The following is a 22,857-nucleotide window of genomic DNA, read 5'->3' on the forward strand; positions in this document are numbered from 1 at the left end:
ATATTTAATCTTTGTAAAGAGTTTGTTTATACAAAAGTTATAATCTTTTATTTATTTTATTTTATAAGATTTTATTATATATTTTATGATAATATTTTTCTTTTATAAAAGGATTTTAATGAATAATTTAGTTGATTTACAACCCAAAACTGTTGAAAAAATGATTGAAGATAATATTGTAATGATTGATGTTAGACGTGCTGATGAATGGAAAAGAACGGGAGTTATTAAAAATGCTCATTTAATGACTTTTTTTGACGAATATGGAAATCATAATGTGGAAAATTGGATGAAAAAATTTCAAGAGTTAGTTCCTTCAAAAGAACAAACTTTTGTTTTAATTTGTGCCCATGCAAATAGAACAAGAACTATTGGAAATTTTTTAATAGAACAAGGTTATAAAAATACAGCTCATTTATTTGGGGGTATGGCATTATGGCAACAAGAATTAAGAGAAACAGAAAAATATTAATTTTTCTGTTTGTTATTATATGATAAATCTTTTTCACTCACATCAACTATAAAATTACCTTCCAAAATATTTCTTCCTAACAAGAAATCATAGCTAAGATTACTTCTATTACTTAGTGAAATTTCAGTAGTATATGTTTTTTGAAAAATTATAATTTGAGTTTTTATGAAAAATCTTTTTTGAATACCATTTGCACTTTTTACATCTTTTGTTTTTGATATTTTTTCTATTAAATAAGTTTTATTTGATAATTCACATTTTACAAAATCATTATCAATTTTTTTAATATTCATACAATGTAAAGAGGAACTATTTGCACCTGTGTCAATTCTAGTTGAAACATCATAAAGATTTAAAAGAGGTAAATCAAGTCTATCAACTGCCCCTAAAATCTCTTTTGAATAAAGATTTAAAGTAATTAAAAAAATAAAAAGTATTTTCATTTACTCTATGATTTCTTCATTATTTAACTCATAAAATTCACTTTGTCCTATTATATTTTCATTAAAATATTCTAGTTTTGTTTCAGCACTTTGTAAATCTTTTAGTTTTGCAATATGAAAAATAGCATCACCTTCTTGAACCAATGGAATTTCAGATTTACCAATAATAACACCATCAAAAGTAGCTCTTATTTCAAAACTATCATCACCTAAAGGCTCATCAATATAAGCAATAATTTCATCTTTTTTTACAATATCACCTAAAGCTCTTATAGTTCGCAACATTCCACTTTCATTTGATCTTATCCATATACTATTTCTTGTAATTATTGGAGTTTTAATATTCTTTTTATTTGTTAAATGAGGCAACATTTCCATTTCTCTTAAAACATTTATAATACCTTTTACTCCAATTCGAATAGAAACTTCATCAAATCGTAAAGCCTCTCCTGCTTCATATAATAAAATAGGAATTCCACTATCTTGAGCAACTGAACGTAAAGAGCCATCACGTAATTCTGAGTGTAAAACAACTGGTGCTTGGAAAGATTTTGCTAATTTAAAAGTATATTCATTATCTATATTTGTTCTTACTTGTGGAAGATTTGATTTATGAATTGAAGCTGTATGTAAGTCAATTCCTAAATTACAACGAGAAACAATTTCATCAAAAAATATTTTTGCAACTCTGCTTGCTAAAGAGCCTTTGATACTTCCAGGGAAACTTCTATTTAAATCTCTTCTATCAGGTAGATATCTTGAAAGACTCATTATTCCATAAACATTTACAATGGGAACTAAGATAAGAGTTCCTCTTAGTTTATTTAAGATATTTAATTTTCTAAGCCTTCTAATTATTTCAATCCCATTTAATTCATCCCCATGAATAGCAGCACTTACAAAGACTGTCGGTCCATCTTTTTTACCTCTAATTACCCTAATTGGAAGTTTTGTTGGAGTATTATATAACTTTGGTAGCTCTAAGTTTATAGTAACTCTTGTCCCTCTTAAAATCTCTGTATCTGCTATTATTAGTTTTGAATTATTGGACATTTAACCTTTAAGCTCCTATGTTATCTTTTTTTATCTTTCTCTTTTGAGGATTGATTGCACAAGTTGGTTTTACACTTTTTTCAATAAACTCCATAATCTTTGCAGCAATATTTATTCCTGTTGATTTTTCAATTCCTTCTAAACCTGGGCTTGAATTTACTTCCATTACAAGTGGACCTCTTCTTGATGGAATCATATCAACTCCACAAACTCCAAGTCCCATAGCACGAGCAGCAGCAATTGCTGTTGCTTTTTCTTTTCTATTTAGTTTATAAGCAACTGCACTTCCGCCTTGGTGTAAGTTTGATCTAAAATCACCTTCTGCACCTTGTCTCTTCATAGCTCCTACAACTTCACCATTTACAACTAAAGCTCTAATATCAGCACCACCTGCTTCTTCTATATATTCTTGAACAAGTAAATTTACATCCATTCCATAAAAAGCATCTAAAACTGATTTAGCTGCTTTTTCACTATCAACCAAAACAACTCCAACACCTTGAGTTCCTTCTAAAATCTTTAAGACTAAAGGAGCTCCACCACTTAAAGCTATTACATCTTTTGCATTTGATTTATTTGAAGCAAAAACTGTTCTTGGCATATCTACATCATTTCTAGATAATACTTGTAAACTTCTAAGTTTATCTCTACTTCTAGTAAGTGCTAAATTTCCTGTTGTACTAAAAACATCTAGCATTTCAAAATGTCGTACCATAGCAGCACCATAAAATGTTCTACTTGCACCAATTCTTGGAATTATAGCATCAGGGGTTGGCAATACTTTTCCTTGATAATTTATAAGCAATTCACCTTTCATAATTTCAATAGTACATTTTAAATAATCTATAACCTTAACTTCCCAACCTTTTGCTTCTGCTTCCTCAACTAATCTTTTAGTTGAATATAAATCTTTATTTCTTGACAGTACATAAACTCTCATATTATCCTCAAATATTATTATATTGTTTTTGTAAGATATTCTTTTGAAACATCAACTAAAAATCGATTGGTTAAAAATTTTCTTCCAATTAACATTGGATATTTCATATCAGATCTATCTGTTAAAGAAACATCTGTTTTATATTTTTTCCCAAAAAAAGATATTGTAACTTGAATTGAAGCTCTTTGTTGAACAATACCATTTGAACTTTTTACTTTTTTTAATTTGTAAAGTGGCATTTTAATTTTCTTGCCATGATAAGCAGGATGTACTTCATCTAATAATGTAAAATGTACAAATTTTTCATCATCAATAAATATATCATCGCAGTGTAAAGAATTAGAATCAGCACCTGTATCTATCTTAGCATCCAAACCGTAAAGTTCTAAATCTAAAATATCAACAACTTCTCTTCTTCCTATTATTTTTTTTTGTGACATAATACACCTTTTCTAAAAGGAAATTATATCACAAAATAGTGTCAGAAAAATTTCAATTTTTTACTTTTTATCATCCAAAGCTTTTTGTAAGATTGCAATCACATCTTCTAAATTTTCATAAGGGATATGTGATTTCCATTGAATATCTTGACCATTTAAAGAAATACCAATACTTACGATATCTGGCGTATCTTTTCCATACGGTTCAGTTACATTTGAAATAGAGATTTTTCCTTTTTTTGTACCAGCTAATGATAACGTTCCTAATTCTGTAATCGTAGACATATTAATCCTTTTTTTATTTTTAACTTAATTTTACAAAAATAAACTTTTTTTAAAGTAAAACTATTCAATTTTTAAAGAAGGTTCTCCTAAATAAAAACCTTGGTATTCGTCTATTCCTAACTCATACAAAGTATTATAAACCTCTTTTGAGTGAACAAACTCTGCAATTACTTTTATATTCATTGCTTTTGAAAACTCTATTAATGATTTAACCATTTCAAAAGAATTTTTATCTAAATTGATATTCTTAATCAACGAACCATCTATTTTTATGTAATCAGGTCGAATTTTTAATATGTGAGCAAAATTTGAATAACCTGTACCAAAATCATCAATTGCTATTTTTATACCTTGACTTCTATATTTTCTAATAAAATCTTCTAATAAACTATAATCTGTTATGTAATCACTTTCTAATATTTCAAATACTATTCTTTCTTTATTATCAAAATCTATCTTATCTAAATTCTTATCTAAAGAAACAATAAAATCTATATCTAAAATATCTTTAAAACTTAAGTTAAAAGATATCTGCTTTTGTGTTTTTGATAAATCAGTAAACGCTTTTGAAATAATTTGATTTGATAATTGTAGATACTGTTTTGTTTTAATAGAAACTTCAAGAAATAAATAAGGACTTAAATAAATATCTTCACCCTGAGCATTTTTATCTTTTATTCTCATTAAAGTTTCATATTTTACAATTTCATTATTTCTATTAAAAATAGGTTGATAAAAGGGAATAACATTATTCTCTTCTATCGCAATTTTTATCTTTTCTCTCCAATAAATAGACTTTTTAATAATCTCTTTAGTATCTATTTCATTGTTATACACAAAAAATTTCATATTAGATTTTTTTGCTTTTTTCAAAGCTATTCCAGCAGTTTTTATTGGATCTTCTTGAGCTATACTAATACCTAAAGTTACATTTATAAAAATTTCAATATCTAACTCATCAATTTTAATAGGTTTGTTTTTAAATAATTTACATAATTCACTTATAAACTCATCATATCTTGAAAATCCCATCATTTTTTTATCAGCTAAACAGTAAACGTTTCCATAAATTCTATAAGCACTAACTCCATATTTTAAGGCAAAATCATTTAAAATTTTTGCAACTTCTACTAAAACTAAATTTCCCGTTGAAAATCCATAAAGTTCATTTATATCATCAAAAGAATCAATATCAACTAAAGAAATAGAAACAAAATCACTATCTTTTATATCATCTTCTAAAGCCGTTCTATTTTTTAAATTTGTTAATTCATCAAAATATAATCTATCTTGAATCTCTTTTGTTTTTACTTGAACTTGCTCTTCAAAATTTTTTCTATTATTTTCTACTTGATCAATCAATGTATTAAATTGACTAGCTAAAAAACCTATTTCATCTTTTGACTTTATTCCACTTTCTAATTCATTTAATGAAATATTTACCTTTTGTACTTCTTCATACATTTTATTTATAGGTGCAATAATTTTTATTGTGATAAAAATTCCAATTACACTTAAAACTAAAAATAAAACCATTGAAATATTTAAAATAAAAGAGTTAATTCCATCAACAAAACTTGAAAAATCATCTTTATATATATTTGAAGCAATATACCAATCTAATTTTGAGTTATATTCAATCCATGAAATTTTTGTATAAATAAAATTTGTTGGATCAAAAATCTTATTCCAACTATATTCTAAATCTTTTTTAACTTGAGAAGCTTTTTTCATCTCTTCAAATAGGGATTTCTCACCACTATTTGGTATTTTAATATCTGGAAAATTTTTTGTTGAAAATTCTTTGCTCGGGTCATAAATTATTTTACCTGAACTATCAAATATAAAAATAAATCCATATTTACCAAGAGTTATACCATTAAGTAATAAAGTAATCTCTTTTAATAATTCTTCTTTATCTTCTTCTATATTAGCTCTTGAATTTATCGTATTAACAACTTTTTCAAATTGCATTTTTGATGTTTTTAGTTCAATATCACTTAAATAACTATTTACTTTTGGAGATAATAAAAACACTACAAAAAATAAATATGATAAAAGACCTAAAATAAATAGCCAACCAATTTTTACAAAAATTTTTGTATTCATAAATTACTTCTTTAAATATTTATATTCCCTATTTTTTGCCCAAATCTAACATTTTGATCTAATAAATTTTCTATTTGAACACTATCTCTTTCCCAAAGCATAACTACAGTTGAACCCATTTTAAAATATCCTAAACAATCACCTTTTGAAATTTCAATATTATCATAAGTATAAACTTTTATCTCTTTAGTATCTTTATTTGTTTCTACTCTATTCTCAAATTCAAAGACCATTTGTCCTACATTTAAAGCTCCAACAAAAACCATATAAAAAAGCTTACCATTATTTTCACACTCTAAAATTACTCTTTCATTTTGAACAAAAAGTTCTAACTCTTTATTTAAATATTTTAAATTAACAGGATAAAGTTTTCCTGGAACATGAATTAATTTTAAAAGTTTAAAATCACAAGGAGCATGATACCTATGATAATCTTTTGGTGATAAATAAAAATTCATAAAAGAACCATTTTTTATCTTTTCATAATTATTTGTACAATAATAAGTCAGTAACTCTTCAACACTATATTGCATACCCTTTATTTGTAAAGCAATATCTTCTTTTAGTTCTCCACACTCTGTTATTAAACTATCAGTTGGAGAAATTATACTATCAACAGTTTCATCTATTTCTCTTTTTATTATCAATTCTCTTGTAAATAAATCATTTAAAGATTTATAATATCTTGAATGTTTAAATTCGCTCATATTTAATCCCATGAATTTTACATAACAAGCATTTATAAATTTTTGAATAACTTTTGGAAATTCTTTTTTTGCAAATTTTCCGAAATATTGAGAGATTAGATTTGTGATATGCATTATTTTCCTTTAAAAAATCAATTGAATTATCATTTTATCTTTTTTTACTTCTTAAATTGCTTTAATAAAAAATTAGTTACCCTTTCATATAAATTTTATAAGGATTTTTTATGTATAAAGTTGTTGTATCAAATCAATGTAGTTGTTTTAAAAATAGCAATATGAATGGAACATTACATTTTGAATCACAAGATGAAGCAAAAAATAAAGCTTTGCAAATGGCTGAAAAAATGAATAAAGAATTTTGTGGAAAACACGAATTTGAAGTTCAAGAAATGTTTACAAGTTATGTAATTTCGTTTTATAATCCAGCTAGAGATAACTGTTGTGGAAATGGTTGTTGCATTTAGCAACAACTATTTTTTAGGCATTAAAATATACATTTTACCTTTTTTCTTCATTCTTCCCGCATATTCAAAAGCTTCTTTCCCAAATCCCCAAAAAAAATCAGCTCTTATTTCACCTTTTATAGCTCCACCAACATCAGCAGCAACCATAAGTTGATTTATGGGTTCTTTAGTTACTGGATTTTTTGTATTTAGAAATACAGGCATTCCAAGAGGAATGAACTCTTTATCAACTGCTAAATTTCTTTTAGCAGTTAATACACTACCTAAACTTCCTGAAGCTCCTAAAGAAGAAACTCTAAAAAATATAAAACTCTCATTTATATTTAAAACTTCGTCAATTTTATTTGGATTTTTTATAAAAAATTTTTTCATTCCTTGAATTGACAACTCATTTCTTGAAACGTAACCTTTTTCCAGCATATAAGTTCCAATTCCTCTAAAAGGCCAACCATTTTGTTGAGCATAACCAACATTTATAATTTTTCCATTTTCTAATTGAATCTTTCCCGAACCTTGAATATGTAAAGAAAATAAATCATATTTATCATCAACATAAGCTATTGCTTCAAGATTTGGATTATTTGGGTTTGACTCAATTTGTTTTCTTGTATCATAAGGAACTATTTTATTTCCAACAATTTTTCCTCTTGACTTGAAATCTTTTAGATTTTCATCATCTGAGAGAATAAGGTTTTTTGGAATTTTATAAATGGGATATTTATATTTTTTTGTTTTAGTTAAACTTCCATATAACAAAGGTTCATAATAACCTGTAATAATACCTTCATCACTTGATTTACTATCAATCAATTTATGTGGCTGAAAGTTTGTTATAAAAAATCTTCTCCCATCTTTTTCATTTTCTGCTTTTAAACAAACCTCTTTAAAAAGTTCATATCTTTTTGATCTTTTACAATCTTTTTTAAAAACTTCTAAAGCATAATTTAAATCATCCTCAAAAAAACCCTCAATTTCCATAAATGAAACTTTTTCCATTTTGTTTTTAGGTTCTTCTATTTGTTTAATCTCTTTTTGTAAAACAACTTCTTTTTTCGTTGAACAAGCTGTAATAAAAAATATTAAAGTTAAAGATAAAATTAAAAATTTAATTAATTGCATGATGAAGAGTTTATAGGATGTACTTCTTTTAATCCACAATTCTTACAACTAAATTCAACTTCAGTAACTCCTGAACAACCATGATTTTTCAGAACTCTACTATTTATAATTTCAGATGTAAAAGTTGTATTAGTATTTTTATCGAAAAAAGTTTTTCTTTTTTCTTTACAAGAAGGACACTCTCCACTTAAAAGAGTATTTAATCTACTATTTTTTGTTTTAAAATATAAAAGAACTGAGAAAATAGCTATTAAAAAAGCTATAAGTAGGAAAATTATAGTTTGCATGAAGCAGAGTTTTACTCTACTTCAGCATCGATAACATCATCGTCATCTTTTTTTGCTTTTTGATTTGGTTGAGCACCAGCTTCACCCTCTTTTTTATACATAGCTTCTGCTAATTTATGAGATTTTTCAGTTAATGTTTTTAATTTAGCTTCAATCTCTTCTTTTGTAGCATTCTCATTTTTTAAAGTCTCTTCTAAATCAGCTGCTGCATCAATAATTGCTTTTTTCTCATCTTCAGAAATTGCATTTTCATTTTCTTCTAAAGTTTTTCTAGTTGAATGTAATAATCCATCAGCTTGATTTCTAACTTCAATTACCTCTTTTTTCTTAGCATCTGCTTCTTTGTTTGCTTCAGCTTCAGCAACCATTTTTTCAATTTCAGCATCACTTAATCCAGATGAACCAGAGATAGTAATTTTATTTTCTTTTCCAGTTCCTTTATCTTTAGCAGATACATTTAAAACACCATTTGCATCAATATCAAATGTTACTTCAATTTGAGGAACACCTCTTGGAGCTGCTGGAATATCAGATAATTCAAACATACCTAAAGATTTATTATCTTTTGCAAACTCTCTTTCACCTTGACACACGTGAATAGAAACAGCTGGTTGATTATCATCAGCTGTAGAGAATACTTGAGATTTTTTAACAGGAATTGTAGTTCCTTTTTCAATAAGTTTTGTCATAACTCCACCTAAAGTCTCAATTCCTAAAGATAAAGGAGTAACATCAAGTAATAAAACATCTTTAACATCACCTCTTAAAACTCCAGCTTGTACAGCAGCACCAGCAGCTACAACTTCATCAGGATTTACACCTTTATTTAACTCTTTTCCAAAGAATTCTTTTACAACTTTATTAGCTTTTGGTAATCTTGTTGACCCTCCAACCATAATTACTTCTTGGATTTCATCTTTATTTAATCCAGCATCTTTTAATGCAATTTTAATATGGTCTAAAGTTTCATTAATTAAATGCTCAGTCATAGATTCAAATTTTGCTCTAGTTAATGATTTAACTAAGTGAACAGGTCCAGCACTTCCCATAGAGATAAATGGTAAGTTGATTTCTGTTGATTCAGCAGAAGATAACTCTTTTTTAGCATTTTCAGCTGCATCTTTTAATCTTTGTAATGCCATTTTGTCATTTTTAACATCAAAACCATTCTCATCTTTAAACTCTTTTGCTAACCAATCAATAATTGCATTATCAAAATCATCTCCACCTAAAAATGCATTTCCATCAGTTGAAAGTACTTCAAAAGTTCCATCACCGATTTCTAAAACAGTAACGTCAAAAGTTCCTCCACCTAAATCGTAAACTAAAACTTTTTCTTCACCTTTTTTATCTAATCCATAAGCTAAAGAAGCAGCTGTTGGCTCATTAATGATTCTTAGTACATTTAAACCTGCAATTGTTCCAGCTTCTTGAGTAGCTTTTCTTTGCGCATCATTAAAATATGCAGGTACTGTAATAACTGCATCAGTTACAGTTGAACCTAAATACTCTTCTGCATCTGCTTTTAATTTTCCTAAAATTTTTGCTGAAATTTCTTGAGGAGTATAAACTTTTCCTGCAATTTCAACTGCCGCAGCACCATTTCTATCAACAATTTTGTATCCAACTTTTGATTGTGCCTCTTTTGCATTTGGCTCATCCATCATAAGTCCCATAATTCTTTTGATAGAATAAATTGTTTTTTCTGGATTTGTAATAGCTTGTCTTTTTGCTGGATCACCAACTAAAACTTCACCTTTATCTGTAAATGCTACGATTGAAGGAGTTGTATTTTTCCCTTCTTTATTTGGGATAATTTTTGCTTCACCATTTTCATAAACTGCTATACAAGAGTTTGTTGTTCCTAAATCTATTCCAATTACTTTGCTCATTTTTAATCCTTTATTAAAGTTTTTTTTTAATTTTATTTATATTTTTTCAAATCTATCTAGTTTAATGACATTTCGGTCAAAATCTTAGTTAGCTATACTAACCATAGAAGGTCTTAATAACCTATCTTTTAACATATAACCTTTTTGTAATTCAGAAACAATTTGTCCTGATTCATGGTTATTGCTATCTACTTGCATAACTGCATTATGTACATTTGGATCAAACTCACCATCTGTATCAATTTTTGAAATATTATGTTTTTCAAAAGTTGTAACAAAATTTTTGATTGTAAGTTCAATTCCCTCTTTTAATTTACTTAATAATTCAGCGGCATCTAAATCAGCATTAGCTGAAGCTAAAGCCATTTCAAGAGTATCAATTGGTGTTAATAAATCTTTTGCAAACTTTTCACTTGCATAATCTATTGCTTGATATTTTTCTCTTTCAAGTCTTTTTTTGATATTCTCAAAATCTGCATGAACTCTTAAATATTTTTCTTCGCTTTGTTTTAGTTCTTCTTCTAGTCTTGCAACTTTATCTTCTAAACTCTCTTCTTTAAAACAAGTTTCTTCAGTTTGACAACAAGTTGTCTCTTCTTGTATTACTTCTTGCTCTAATTGTTCATCTTTTTTTTCTTCACTCATTTTTTTCTCCTAAAAAGTTGTAATTTTCTCATAAAAATATTCATAATCTTTTGGTAACTCACCAATAACCAACATTTTTACATCTTCATTATTTATTTTGCAGTAGTTACAAATCCCAATATAATTTGACGGAAGTAACTTTTCAAAATATAATCCTTCTTTTAATTCATCTAATATTTGACCTTTTAAAAAACTATTTATAGTATATTCATCAAAGTCATAATTCAAAGCTAAATTTAAAAACTCTTTATAATTAAAAATCTGAAAATCAGAATTTTGTAAAGTCTGATTTATAGATTCATAAACTTCATAAGCTCCAACGTCTCTTGATATTTTAGTTATATCTTTTAAAGATACATCTATCATATCATTTAAAAATCTATATAATGCATCAGAATATCTAACACTAATTGCAAATGAAGAAAATTCTAATATCATATATCTATTTTCAACATTTAAAATATTTTTTAAAATATCAGCCTTCTCTTTTTTTATAAAAACAGAGATTCCCATTTTTGAAGAAAAATATTCCAATGCTCGTAAATTTATACCCTTTAACTTAAAATCAAGTTTTGATTGCCAATACTGTTTTAAAGCTTCTGAAGTTGGTGTTCTTCCACTACTTATATGCTCTTGAGCAAGATATCCTTCTTCACCTAATTTTTTAAAATACCCTCTAATAGTAGCAGGTGAGTAAGTAATATCATACATAGATTTAAGTTGTGTAGAACCTATTGGTTCTAAATGTTCAATGTATGCTTTAATAATAGATTGTAATAAAAACTCTTTTTTATCCATCATAATTTACTACCATTTGTATATTTTTAGCACTCTTTTACTTAAACTGCTAAAGAATTATAACTTATTGAGTCTTTATTTGTCAAGTATTTTTATATAAATTATAAATAAAGTTAAAAAAATTTTGTTTATAATTGTAATTTTTATGCAATTTTTATATAATTTTTATACAATTAGATATACAAATAATTATAAATTATTGGTATAATGTTTTATAATCATCAAAACTAAGGAGAATGTATGAAATTTACTGGAAAAAAATTAGCAAGTGCTACTTTAATAGGAATGTTATCAATCCCAGCTTTTTCTGCTGAATTTATAACAATTGGAACAGGTGGAGTAACGGGAACTTATTATCCAACGGGTGGAGCTATTTGTAGACTTGTTAATCAATATAAAAAAGATACTAAAATCAGATGTTCTGTTGAATCAACTGGTGGTTCTGTTTATAATGTTAATACAATTAAAAATCAAGAACTTGATTTTGGTATTGTTCAATCTGATATTGTATATCAAGCTAGTAAAGGAGAAGGTGCATTTCAAGGTGCAGCTGTTCCAAAATTAAAATCTGTTATGGCTATATATCCAGAACTTTTAACTCTTGTTACAAGAAAAGATGCAAAGATTAACTCTTTAATGGATGTAAAAGGAAAAAGAATCAATCTTGGAAATCCAGGAAGTGGAAATGAAGCAACAGCTTTAGCTCTTTTTGAAGAAAGTGGAATTAAAAAATCTGATTTAAAATTTGCAGGTGCATTAAAAGCCTCTGAAATGCCAGATGCATTAAGAGATAATAAAATTGATGGATATTTCTATATGGTTGGACATCCAACAGCAAATATTAAAGATGCTTCAACATCTGTAAATGTAAAAATTACTCCAATTGAAGGGGCTAATGTTGATTCTTTAATCAAAAAATATCCATATTTTGCTAAAGCAAACGTTCCTGGTGGATTATACACAGGTAATGATGAAGCAATTCCTACATTTGGAGTAAAAGCTGTTTTAGTTACAAGTGACGATGTAAGTGTAAATGCTGTTTATACAGTTGTTAAAGCTATATTAGAAAATTTCGATGAATTTAAACAATTACACCCTGCATATAGTGAAATTACAAAAGAGTCTTTACTTGAAGGATTATCAGCTCCTTTACATGAAGGTGCAAAAAAATATTTCCAAGAAGCTGGACTATTACAATAATTATCTAAGGATTTATCCTTAGATAATTTTTTTATACTTCATTTAAAAAAATTAGTTAAATGAGGTATGAAAATAATTATCTTATCTATTTACAAAGGACACTTATGGCTATTTATGAAGAAAAACCTCATAAATTTTCCCAATTAGAAGAAGAACAAGAACATGAAACTAAAGCTATTTTAAATGAGTTAGAAGGACAAAGAGTTTTTGGCTCACAACACTATGAGTTTTGGCTAATTTCAATAATTGCGCTTTTATGGTCTATGTTTCAATTATATATTGTTATTGAACCTGTTAACTCAACTATTTCAAGATCCGTTCACTTATCATTTGGTATTGTTTTAGCATTTTTGATTTATCCAATGATGAGAAAACCATATTTTTTAATAAAAATTAGATGGTTTGGATATACGTTTGCGGCTATCGGTTTAGCAACAGCTTCTTATATTGCTATTTTTTATAATGAACTCTCTTTAAGACCTGGTGATTATACTACTTTAGATATTGTTGTAGCTGTTATAGCAATCATTATTTTATTAGAAGCTGGAAGAAGAGTTTTAGGGTTAGCTTTAAGTATAATTGCAATTATATTTTTAGCTTATTCTTATTTAGGTCCTTATATGCCTGAATTAATTATTCATAAAGGTGCTAGTTTAAATAAATTAGCAGGTCATATGTATCTAACAACAGAAGGTGTATTTGGAGTACCACTTGGGGTATCTGCTGGATTTGTATTTTTATTTGTTCTATTTGGTTCACTATTAGATAAAGCAGGAGCCGGAGAATATTTTATTAATCTTGCTTATGCGTTACTAGGAAAATTTAGAGGAGGACCTGCTAAAGCTGCAGTTGTTGCATCTGGTTTTACAGGAATTATGAGTGGAAGTTCTATTGCAAATACAGTTACAACAGGAACATTTACAATTCCACTTATGAAAAAAACAGGATTTAAAGCAGAACAAGCAGGAGCTGTTGAAACTTCTGCTTCTACAATGGGACAATTAATGCCTCCTATTATGGGAGCTGCTGCGTTTATTATGGCTGAGTTTTTAGGAATGGCTTATTCTGATGTTGTAATTGCTGCATTTATTCCAGCTTTTGTTGCTTATTTTGCATTAATTTATATAGTTCACTTGGAAGCTTTAAAATTAGGTTTAAAAGGGATGAATCCTGAAGATCTTCCAAAAAAATGGAATACATTTGTACAAGGGATTCACTACTTAATTCCAATTTTTTTCTTACTTTATACTTTAATTGTTTTAAGACAAAGTGCTGCTAGTGCTGCTTTTAATGCAATTATGTTGTTGATGATTTTAATGGTTATTCAACATCCATTTAGAGCTTTTTTAGCAAAAGAAAAAATTACAAAAGATATTTGGCTTTCTGGATTTGTGGATATTTTAGCAGGAATGATAAGTGGAGCCAAAAATATGGTGCCAATAGCAATTGCAACAGCACTTGCTGGTATTGTTGTTGGAACTATTACATTAACAGGTCTTGGTCAAGTTTTATTAGAAGTTGTAGAAACATTAGCAAATGGTAATATTTTTGCAATCTTAGCACTAGCTGCTCTTATTTCTATCATTTTAGGAATGGGACTGCCAACAACGGCAAACTATATAGTTATGGCTTCTCTTACAGCTCCTGTAATTTTAACCCTTGCTGCTGATAATGGATTTTTAGTTCCTGCAATTGCTGCACATTTATTTGTATTTTACTTTGGTATTCTAGCAGATGTTACACCTCCTGTTGGACTTGCAGCTTACGCAGCAGCAGGAATCGCAAAAGCAGACCCTATGAAAACAGGTGTTATTGGATTTATTTATAATATAAGAACAGCTTTATTACCATTTATGTTTTTCTTCAATCCAGAATTATTATTAATTTCAGGAATAGATGCATCAAATCCAGGAGATCCACTTGGGTGGGTATGGATTACAAATCCTTTAGATATAGCTATAATCTTCATAACTGCATTTATTGGTATGGTTGCATTTTCATCTGCAACAATGGGATATTTCTTAACAAATACAAATATACTTGAAAGACTACTATTCTTATCAATCGTTCCATTTATGTTCCTTCCAAGAATTATGGAAGCAAAGTTAGGACTTGGAGATCACCACGTATCATACTTAGTTGGTATTGGGATTTTTGCTCTTATTTATTTCATACAAAAAATGAGAATTAAAAAACAAGCAATAGCATAATTATAGATAAAAGAGAAAAACTCTTTTATCTATTTATCTAAAACTTTTTCTATTATGTAACCATAACCTTTTTGAGAAAGTATAAAATCATCATCTTTTATTTTATCTTTTAATCTTTTCATAACTGTTCTAAAAGAGGAATCATTTATATCTACATTATTCCAAATCTCTTGCTTGAATCTATCAAGAGAAATTAACTCTCCTATATTTGTTATCAATACTTCTAAAACCTCAGACTCTTTTTTTGAAAGTTTTACAATTATTTTGTTGTTATATAATTTATTAGTTTGCAAATCATAGGTATAACTATTATTTAATTTCAAAAGTTTTTGAGGAGTATTTTCTTTCATCTCTTTATCCAAAATAACTTCCTCTTTTGCTTTTTGAAGCATCTCCATCATGTTATCAATATTTAAAGGTTTTACAAAATATCCACTAACTCTTAGATTTATTAGTTTTAATAAATCTTCTTCATTTTTATGTGCACTAACAATTATAAATCTTTGATTTGGAAGAAGTTTTAAAATCTCATCAATCATTTGCATACCATTTAAATTTGGCATATTTAAATCACTAATAATCAAATCGAAATTCTCTTTTTTGGAAAAACTCTCTTTGATAATCTCTAATGCTTCAGCTCCATCACAAGCAGTAACAACCTCATCAAAAACTGTGTTTAGATAAAATGTTAAGGTTTTTCTAGCTAACTCTTCATCTTCAACTAATAAAACTTTTGTTTTAAAATTTTGCATTCCTACTCTTTTTTAATTATTATAAAATATTATATCAAAATGATTTTAAGCATTTAATTTTATTAAAAACTCTACCCCATCATCTTTATTGATTGCTTCAATTTTTCCACCCATATTTTTTTCAACAATAATTTTTGTCATATAAAGTCCTATTCCTGTACCTTGATTTTCAAACTTTGTTGTAAAATATGGTTCAAATATTCTATCAATAATATTCTCATCTATATTTCCACAATTGTTAAAAATAGAGATAAATATCTCTTCTTTTTCTTTATAGATTTTTATCTCTATTTTTGCTTTAAATTTTGTAATTTCATCTTTTATGATTTTTGCATCTATTGCATTATTTAAAATATTAACTATTACTTGTTCAAACTCATTTTCATAATTATCTATTTCTATTTCTATTTCATTAATTTCTAAATCTATAGAATTTTTTTCCAAAGATGACTTAACTATTTTAGAACTTTGGATAATTGAATCTTTAATATTAAAGCTCTTTTTCTCTTTCGATGGTTTATAAAAATTTCTAAAATCATCAATTGTTTGTGACATAAAATCTATTTGTAATTTTGCATTTTTTATAGTTTCATCTAACTCTTCTTTTGGAAGTTTTCCATAAGAATCTCTAATATAATAAATCAAAAGATTTATATTATTTAATGGTTGTCTCCATTGATGAGCAATATTTCCTAACATCTCTCCCATTGAAGCTAGTTTATTTTGTTGAACCAATAATCTATCTTTTTGTAAATTTTTCTCAACCTCAAGTTCTATTTTTTGTTTTAACTCTTCCTCATTCATTTTTAATTTTGTTACATCATTTAAATACCCATAAAATCCTATAACATTTGAATAATCATCTTTTATCAAAATTGTTCTATTATACACCCATTTAATATTGTTTTGTTTATCAACAACTCTATAAATAGAATTAAAAGAGTTTTTATCTTCTAAAATGGCTTTTTTTATAATATTTTTTAACTGTTTAACATCCTCTTTATAAACAAATTCAAAAAAATTGTTTTTATTTTCAAAATAATTTACTTCATAACCATATCTATTAATACTTTTAGAAACGAACTTTATAGTTAAATCTTCATTATTCTCCCATCTAAAAACTACTATTCTTCCATGCTCTGTTAATAATTCAACATCTCTTAACTCTTTTGATAATTTAACTCTTTCATCTATATTCATAGACATCATTAAAACCCTATTTGAATTAAATACTTTACCTCGAACTAAAATCCATTTATAATCTCCATTTTTAGCTCTCAATCTATATTCACAAATAAAGTGTTCATTATGTTTATTTATATGTTCATCAAATTTATTTAATACTTTTTCTTTATCATCTTTATGAATTAAATTTAGCCACTCTTCAAAAGTTTGAATATCATTTCTCTCATAACCAAACATAGTAAGCCATTTATTTGAAAAAAAGATTTGTTTTGTTTGTAAATCCATATCCCATAAGCCATCATTTGAAGCAATAATAGCAAGTTCATATCTCTCTTTCCATTTTTTAAATAAAAGATTTTTTCTCTCTAATCTCTTATTATATCTATTAAAAATTGTATTAATAAATCTTCCAAATATGTTAAAAGAAGTAATTAATATCAAAGATATAAAAAGTACCAATAAAAATAGCGCAATAAGTTTAGTCTTATACTCTTGTTTTATTAGTTTTATATCTTCATTATTTGGATTTGTTTTAATATATATTTTGTATTGATATTTTGGGAAAGTAAAGGAAAAATCATTTTTACTATTTTCTAAAAAATTTTCAATAGAGTTTAAATCTTCTAATTTTCCACTCATATTATAATTAAAAATTTTCTCTTCATTAATATCATAAAAATAGAAATGTGAATTATTTAAAGTCTTACTTTTTGTCACTATTGAATCAAAAATAGCTTTTTTTGTAAGTAGTTTCATATCATCAATTTTAGAGTAAACCCCAATATAAATATTTATAAAATCTATATATTTTATAAAACTTAATTGAATATTTCTTTTTTCATTATCAATACTATACATTAGATTATTATCACCAATGTATTCAATATTTCTTAACATATAATATTTAAATTTAGCAGTTTTATTTTCAGAATTTGTAAGGCTTGTTAAACTATCTAATAACTCTTCTCCATATAATAATTTATAGTTTATATTTTCAAAAACTATAAATTTTATACCCTTTTCTGTTTCAATTTCTTTTAAATAAGGTAATAAAAAATTCATATCAAAAGATTTTTCTTCTTTTAATTTGGCCTTTATAAATCCTATTGTTTCATAAACAGCATTACTTAACTCATTTTCAACATCATCAAAACTAACACTTGTATTATATTTTATATTTGAAATATAGGTTTTCAAAACATCATTTTTATAAAAATTTTCATTTTGAATTAGATTATTAATTTTATTTCTTTTCTCATACTCTAAAAATAAAAATATGGAAATAAAAGAGATTATTGCAAGGATAAAAATAAAAATCAAAGGTGTATAAATTATCTTATTTTTTATATCTAAAAGTGTATAAAACTTCTTTTTTTTAAAAAACACTTTTTCCCTTTAATATTTTATTTTTGCTAAATAAAGTCCATTTGCCTTTGCAGGAGTTTTAAATATATTTTTTTCTAAATTTAACTGTTTCTTTAAATCTTCAATCGTTAATTTTTTATCATTAATTGCAAGTAAAAAACCAACCATTAATCTAATTTGAGATCTCAAATATGAATTCGCTTCAAATCTAAAAACATAAATATCTTTATATTTATAAAAAGATGTACTAAAAATCTCTCTAGTAGTGAGCTCTTTATCACTTCCTGTTTTATGAAAATATTTAAAATCGTGAATACCTATAAACTCTTTTATAGCTTTTTTAACAACTTCTTCATCTACATTTTTTACATAAGTTATAAATTTATCATTAAAAGGAGTTGTAGGTTTTGTTGTAATTAGATATCTATAAACTCTTTTTTTTCCATGAAATCTTGAATGAAACGATTCACTTACTTTTGATATTTTTATAATTTTTATTGAACTTGGAAGATTTTTATTTAAAACCTCTTTTAATTTAAAAAAATCTTCCCAATAATCAGGAACTAAACAATTAAAAACTTGTCCTGTTGCGTGAACTTCTTTATCAGTTCTTCCACTTAAAACAATATTTGTTTCAATATTTATTTTTTTAAATGCCTTAAGAAGTTTATCTTCAACAGTCAAACCATTTGGTTGTTTTTGACTTCCTTGAAATAAACTTCCATCATAAGAACACACAAATTTCAAATTCATAAAAATCAATACTCTTTTTGAATTGTTCTAGAATATAAAAGATATGTTCCACCAATCCAAATAATAGGAATAATATAAATAGCGTGTAAAAGTATTTTATCTCCTATGATTTTTATTAAAACATAATAAGAAACAACTGCAAGTAAAGAGTAAAAAACTGCTCTATTTTTTTCATATCTTGGATTAAAATATCCAAAAGTAATAATTAAAAAAAGTGAAATTAAAGGAAATATTGAAGATAAAACATAAGAGGCAAATTCATCAAAATTCATATCATGTGATAATACTAATATCCAATAATCAAAACTATTTTGAAAATCAAACATTGCACTTTTGTTATTAATAGTTTCGTTTATATACATAGATTCATAATCAATTTGATTAAACTCTTCATTATCAAAAATAAATGTTTTTCCATCAATCAATCTAAAACTTAAATTTCCTTTGTCATTATCTAAAATAGCCGTTTTACTAACTATAAATTGGTCTTTATTATTTTCTGTTTTAAAAAGTTTTACATCTTTATAAACTTTGTCATTTTTATCACTTATATAAATCAACCAATCACCAAATTTTTGACCAAATTCACTAGCTTTTATATTAAAATTTGCTTCTTTTTTCTTTAAGTCTAAAAATTGGTTTGATAAAAATTTTGTTTTAGGAATTAAGCCAAGGGAAACCACAAGTAATAATAATGAAACTAAAAAAGTTATAGGTAAAAATATTTTTAATATTTTTACTGGATTTAATCCAAAAGAGGTAATTACTGTAAGTTCGTATTCACTTGAAAGTTTAGCCAAAGTTATAACCATTGAAAGAAAAAATGAAATTGGCATCGTATAAAAAATAATTTGGGGAATAACATAACTATAAAGAGTAAAAAGTTCTATAAAATCCATTGTTATAACTGAAGTTAATGAAGCTATCCTTACTAAAAAAACTATTGAAGTTATAAAATATAATCCTAAAAATATTGGAAAAAATGTGATTGCTAATTGGGAATGTAAATAGTGATTTAATTTCAATAAAATGCCTTTATAAATGTTTCTAAATTAAAAAAATATTCGATAAAAAATCCTAAAACTAAATATGGAATAAATGGTGTTTGAATATCTTTTTTTACTAAATTTGAATAGATTGAGGATATTATAGCAAAAAAAGCACCTAAAAATACAGCAAATACTCCTGCATTTATTCCAAGAACAATTGCAATTAATGCAAAAATTGGAATATCTCCCTCTCCTAAAGCAACTTGCGTTTTTAAACTTTCATCTTTCAATATTTTTGATTTTATATTTTGAATATAAAAAGTTATCAAAAAATTGAGTAAAACTATTGCACCTGTAAACAAAAAAGAATTTTTTAAAGCTTCAAATATTTCAAAATTTGTTGCAAAAAATGAAAAAACTAAAGCAATTAAAAGTAAATAATCAGGTACAGCTTTATATTTTAAATCGATAAAAGATAAAACTATTAAAATATAAAACAATAAAATCATAAATAAAAATTCTTGAGTTAAACCAAGTTTTAAAAATAAAAACAGAGTAATAATAGCACTTAAAAATTCAACTAAAAAATACTGAAATGATATTTTTCTTTTACAATATGCACATTTTCCTATCAAACATATATATGAAAATAATGGAATATTATGATACCAATAAATTGTATGATTACAATTTGGGCATTTACTTCTATTTATGATAAGAATTGGTTCTTTTAATGGAAGTTTTAAAATTAATACATTTAAAAAAGAACCAATTATTGCACCAAAAATAAAACTAAATACCTCCAAATCTTCTCTCTCTTTTAGTAAATTCAACTAAAATATCATAAAGTTCTATTTCATTAAAATCTGGCCAATATGTTTGAGTAAAAAACATTTCTGCATAAGCATTTTGCCATAATAAATAGTTTGAAAGTCTTATCTCACCACTTGTTCTAATCAATAAATCCACATCTCCAAAACCTGCTGTATCAAGACATGAATCAAGATTTTCTTCTGTTATTTCAAGATTTTTTTCATTTAATTTTTTTATTGCTCTGATAATCTCATTTTTTGAACCATAATTTAAAGCTAAAACTTGAGTTAATCCTGTGCAAGTTGCTGTTTTTTCTTCTGTTTCTTTTATAGATTTTTGTAAAGATTTTGAAAATCTACTTAAATCTCCAATAGCTTTAAATTTAATATTATTTTTTAAATATACCTCTATCTCTTTTTTTAGATGTTTTTCTAAAAGTTTCATCAAATATTCTACTTCAAGTTTTGGTCTATTCCAATTTTCAGTGGAAAAAGCATAGAGAGTTAAATATTTAACTCCAATACTTGCACAATATGAAGTAATATTTCTAACTATTTTTGCACCTTCTTCATGACCTGCTGTTCGATTTAAACCTCTTTCTTTTGCCCATCTTCCATTTCCATCCATAATAATAGCTATATGTGAAGGAACATTTATATTATTCATATAATTTAAACTCATCTTGTAATTTTTCTAAAATATTTAAAGAAACATCTAATTTTTTTCCTTTAAACTCATAAGAACTATTTTTCAAAATCAATTCAATATTATTATTTTCACTCCCAAAGCTATTTTCTTCATTTAAAACATTTAGACAAACTCCATCTAAATTTTTATTTTCTAGCATTTTTGTTGCATTTTCAACAGCACTTAATTCATCCATTTCTGCTTTAAAACCAATAGATACGATTCCCTCTTTATCAAGTGATTTTAAAATATCCATATTTTGTTTTAACTCTAAGTTCCATAAAGTTCCTATTAACTCTTTTTTTAATTTTCCTTCTTGTGGATATGAAGGAAGATAATCACTAATAGCTGCAACCATAAATAAAAATGGTTTCTTTAAAATTAGTGTAGGAGTTGAACTATCCATCAAAGTAGGTTTTGTTAAAATTCCTTTTTTTGCAACCCTAATTGAATCTACTAAATATTCATACATTTCATTTGAACTTTGAACCTTTATTAAATGAATATCTTTTGGTAAATTTTCATAACCTCGTGTACTAATCAAACAAACATCTGCACCCTTATAATACAAAGCTTTAGCCAAACTTGAAGCCATTTTCCCAGATGAAAAGTTTGAAATATATCTAACATCATCAATTTTTTCTAGAGTTCCTCCTCCACTTAAAACTACTCTTCTATTTATCCAATACTCATCTTTTAGAAGTTCCTTACAAGTAGCATCGAAAATATCAATTGGTTCTGCCATTGCACCATCACCAACATCTTTACAAACTAACTCTTTTGTTTGAGAAGAGATAATTTCATAATTACAAAGTTTAAGCATTTTAAGACTTGCTTGTGTTATAGGGTTCTTTAGCATATTTGTATTTGCAGCAGGTGCAATTAGTTTAATTCTTGGATATGCAAGTGCAGTTTGTAATAATAAATTATTCCCTAAACCATTTGCTAAAGCGTTGATAGTATTAGCGCTCGCTGGTGCTATTACAAAAATATCAGACCACTTTCCAATATCAATATGATTATAATCTTGGTCTTTATCCCAACATTCACTACTTTCATCTAAAACTTTGTTTTGAGATATTGCCTCAAACGTAATTGGATTTATAAACTTTTTTGCACCCTCAGTCATAATAACTCGCACTTGTGCTCCAGCTTTTACATAAAGTCTAATTAACTCTAAAGTTTTATAAATTGCAATTGAACCAGTAACTCCAACTAATATTTTTTTATTTTTTAATAACATAGATTT

The 22,857-nt window shown here is 26.0% G+C and carries 23 protein-coding genes; 4 read left to right on the forward strand and 19 right to left on the reverse strand.

All coding sequences use genetic code 11. The features are described 5' to 3' along the window. Positions 1-118: 118 nt before the first annotated feature. On the forward strand, positions 119-472 hold the full coding sequence (locus AAQM_RS11720; RefSeq protein WP_129094017.1) for a rhodanese-like domain-containing protein: 354 nt from the start codon (positions 119-121) through the stop codon (positions 470-472). On the opposite strand, the gene AAQM_RS11725 is transcribed toward AAQM_RS11720, so the two are convergent. Genes AAQM_RS11725 through AAQM_RS11755 form a run of 7 tightly spaced genes read right to left on the reverse strand, consistent with a single transcriptional unit; the run spans position 469 to position 6,563 of the window. Then, positions 469-915: an ATP-dependent zinc protease family protein gene (locus AAQM_RS11725; protein ID WP_129094016.1), complete on the reverse strand. Its 447-nt coding sequence runs from the start codon at positions 913-915 to the stop codon at positions 469-471. The two genes, AAQM_RS11720 and AAQM_RS11725, sit on opposite strands and share 4 nt — an antisense overlap. Beyond that, positions 916-1,968 (reverse strand): succinylglutamate desuccinylase/aspartoacylase family protein, encoded by a 1,053-nt coding sequence (locus tag AAQM_RS11730; RefSeq protein ID WP_171920716.1) that lies wholly within the window; start codon positions 1,966-1,968, stop codon positions 916-918. 7 nt (positions 1,969-1,975) lie between these two features. Further along, entirely contained in the window at positions 1,976-2,908 is a 933-nt protein-coding gene (gene rimK, locus AAQM_RS11735; RefSeq protein WP_129094015.1) for a 30S ribosomal protein S6--L-glutamate ligase, read from the reverse strand. Positions 2,909-2,925: 17 nt separating this feature from the next. Then, a complete protein-coding gene (locus tag AAQM_RS11740) occupies positions 2,926-3,348 on the reverse strand; it encodes an ATP-dependent zinc protease family protein (protein WP_129094014.1) in 423 nt (140 codons plus the stop codon). 60 nt (positions 3,349-3,408) lie between these two features. Next, positions 3,409-3,633 (reverse strand): hypothetical protein, encoded by a 225-nt coding sequence (locus AAQM_RS11745; protein WP_129094013.1) that lies wholly within the window; start codon positions 3,631-3,633, stop codon positions 3,409-3,411. Between the two features lie 60 nt (positions 3,634-3,693). Beyond that, positions 3,694-5,742: a sensor domain-containing phosphodiesterase gene (locus AAQM_RS11750; RefSeq protein ID WP_129094012.1), complete on the reverse strand. Its 2,049-nt coding sequence runs from the start codon at positions 5,740-5,742 to the stop codon at positions 3,694-3,696. Between the two features lie 11 nt (positions 5,743-5,753). Continuing rightward, positions 5,754-6,563: a phosphatidylserine decarboxylase gene (locus AAQM_RS11755; protein ID WP_129094011.1), complete on the reverse strand. Its 810-nt coding sequence runs from the start codon at positions 6,561-6,563 to the stop codon at positions 5,754-5,756. Between the two features lie 110 nt (positions 6,564-6,673). Between AAQM_RS11755 and AAQM_RS11760 the strand changes: the two genes are divergently transcribed. Beyond that, positions 6,674-6,913 (forward strand): hypothetical protein, encoded by a 240-nt coding sequence (locus AAQM_RS11760; protein WP_129094010.1) that lies wholly within the window; start codon positions 6,674-6,676, stop codon positions 6,911-6,913. Positions 6,914-6,919: 6 nt separating this feature from the next. Here the strand turns inward: AAQM_RS11760 and mltA are convergent, their stop codons facing one another. The 5 genes from mltA to AAQM_RS11785 form a co-directional block, all read right to left on the reverse strand. Next, the gene (gene mltA / locus AAQM_RS11765; RefSeq protein WP_228254484.1) at positions 6,920-8,032 is read right to left on the reverse strand and encodes a murein transglycosylase A; all 1,113 of its coding nucleotides are present in this window, start codon (positions 8,030-8,032) and stop codon (positions 6,920-6,922) included. After that, positions 8,023-8,319 (reverse strand): hypothetical protein, encoded by a 297-nt coding sequence (locus AAQM_RS11770; protein ID WP_129094009.1) that lies wholly within the window; start codon positions 8,317-8,319, stop codon positions 8,023-8,025. The genes mltA and AAQM_RS11770 overlap by 10 nt, the downstream gene beginning before the upstream one ends. An 11-nt stretch (positions 8,320-8,330) precedes the next feature. Then, complete coding sequence (gene dnaK / locus AAQM_RS11775) at positions 8,331-10,211, reverse strand: molecular chaperone DnaK (RefSeq protein WP_129094008.1); 1,881 nt, start codon at positions 10,209-10,211, stop codon at positions 8,331-8,333. Between the two features lie 84 nt (positions 10,212-10,295). Next, on the reverse strand, positions 10,296-10,856 hold the full coding sequence (gene grpE / locus AAQM_RS11780; protein WP_129094007.1) for a nucleotide exchange factor GrpE: 561 nt from the start codon (positions 10,854-10,856) through the stop codon (positions 10,296-10,298). Positions 10,857-10,865: 9 nt separating this feature from the next. Then, entirely contained in the window at positions 10,866-11,657 is a 792-nt protein-coding gene (locus AAQM_RS11785) for a heat-shock protein (RefSeq protein WP_129094006.1), read from the reverse strand. A 237-nt stretch (positions 11,658-11,894) separates the two neighbouring features. Between AAQM_RS11785 and AAQM_RS11790 the strand changes: the two genes are divergently transcribed. Both AAQM_RS11790 and AAQM_RS11795 read left to right on the forward strand, forming a co-directional pair. Continuing rightward, the gene (locus tag AAQM_RS11790) at positions 11,895-12,854 is read left to right on the forward strand and encodes a TAXI family TRAP transporter solute-binding subunit (protein ID WP_412784083.1); all 960 of its coding nucleotides are present in this window, start codon (positions 11,895-11,897) and stop codon (positions 12,852-12,854) included. Positions 12,855-12,958: 104 nt separating this feature from the next. Continuing rightward, positions 12,959-15,064 (forward strand): TRAP transporter permease, encoded by a 2,106-nt coding sequence (locus AAQM_RS11795; RefSeq protein ID WP_129094005.1) that lies wholly within the window; start codon positions 12,959-12,961, stop codon positions 15,062-15,064. 29 nt (positions 15,065-15,093) lie between these two features. On the opposite strand, the gene AAQM_RS11800 is transcribed toward AAQM_RS11795, so the two are convergent. From AAQM_RS11800 to coaBC, 7 genes are read right to left on the reverse strand one after another with little or no spacing between them, the layout of a single operon-like run. After that, entirely contained in the window at positions 15,094-15,816 is a 723-nt protein-coding gene (locus AAQM_RS11800) for a response regulator transcription factor (RefSeq protein ID WP_129094004.1), read from the reverse strand. A 45-nt stretch (positions 15,817-15,861) separates the two neighbouring features. After that, complete coding sequence (locus tag AAQM_RS11805; RefSeq protein ID WP_129094003.1) at positions 15,862-18,387, reverse strand: PAS domain-containing sensor histidine kinase; 2,526 nt, start codon at positions 18,385-18,387, stop codon at positions 15,862-15,864. Positions 18,388-18,396: 9 nt separating this feature from the next. Continuing rightward, positions 18,397-19,119, reverse strand: a complete 723-nt coding sequence (truA, locus tag AAQM_RS11810) for a tRNA pseudouridine(38-40) synthase TruA (RefSeq protein WP_129094002.1) — start codon at positions 19,117-19,119, stop codon at positions 18,397-18,399. Positions 19,120-19,124: 5 nt separating this feature from the next. Continuing rightward, a complete protein-coding gene (locus AAQM_RS11815; RefSeq protein WP_129094001.1) occupies positions 19,125-20,144 on the reverse strand; it encodes an LptF/LptG family permease in 1,020 nt (339 codons plus the stop codon). Then, on the reverse strand, positions 20,141-20,941 hold the full coding sequence (locus AAQM_RS11820) for a prepilin peptidase (RefSeq protein WP_228254483.1): 801 nt from the start codon (positions 20,939-20,941) through the stop codon (positions 20,141-20,143). Before AAQM_RS11820 ends, AAQM_RS11815 begins: the two co-directional genes overlap by 4 nt. Further along, the gene (locus AAQM_RS11825; protein WP_129094000.1) at positions 20,901-21,602 is read right to left on the reverse strand and encodes a di-trans,poly-cis-decaprenylcistransferase; all 702 of its coding nucleotides are present in this window, start codon (positions 21,600-21,602) and stop codon (positions 20,901-20,903) included. Before AAQM_RS11825 ends, AAQM_RS11820 begins: the two co-directional genes overlap by 41 nt. Beyond that, positions 21,580-22,851: a bifunctional phosphopantothenoylcysteine decarboxylase/phosphopantothenate--cysteine ligase CoaBC gene (gene coaBC, locus AAQM_RS11830; protein ID WP_129093999.1), complete on the reverse strand. Its 1,272-nt coding sequence runs from the start codon at positions 22,849-22,851 to the stop codon at positions 21,580-21,582. The genes AAQM_RS11825 and coaBC overlap by 23 nt, the downstream gene beginning before the upstream one ends. Positions 22,852-22,857 lie beyond the last annotated feature (6 nt).

This window comes from Arcobacter aquimarinus (assembly GCF_013177635.1).
GTDB classification, from domain to species: Bacteria; Campylobacterota; Campylobacteria; order Campylobacterales; family Arcobacteraceae; genus Aliarcobacter; species Aliarcobacter aquimarinus.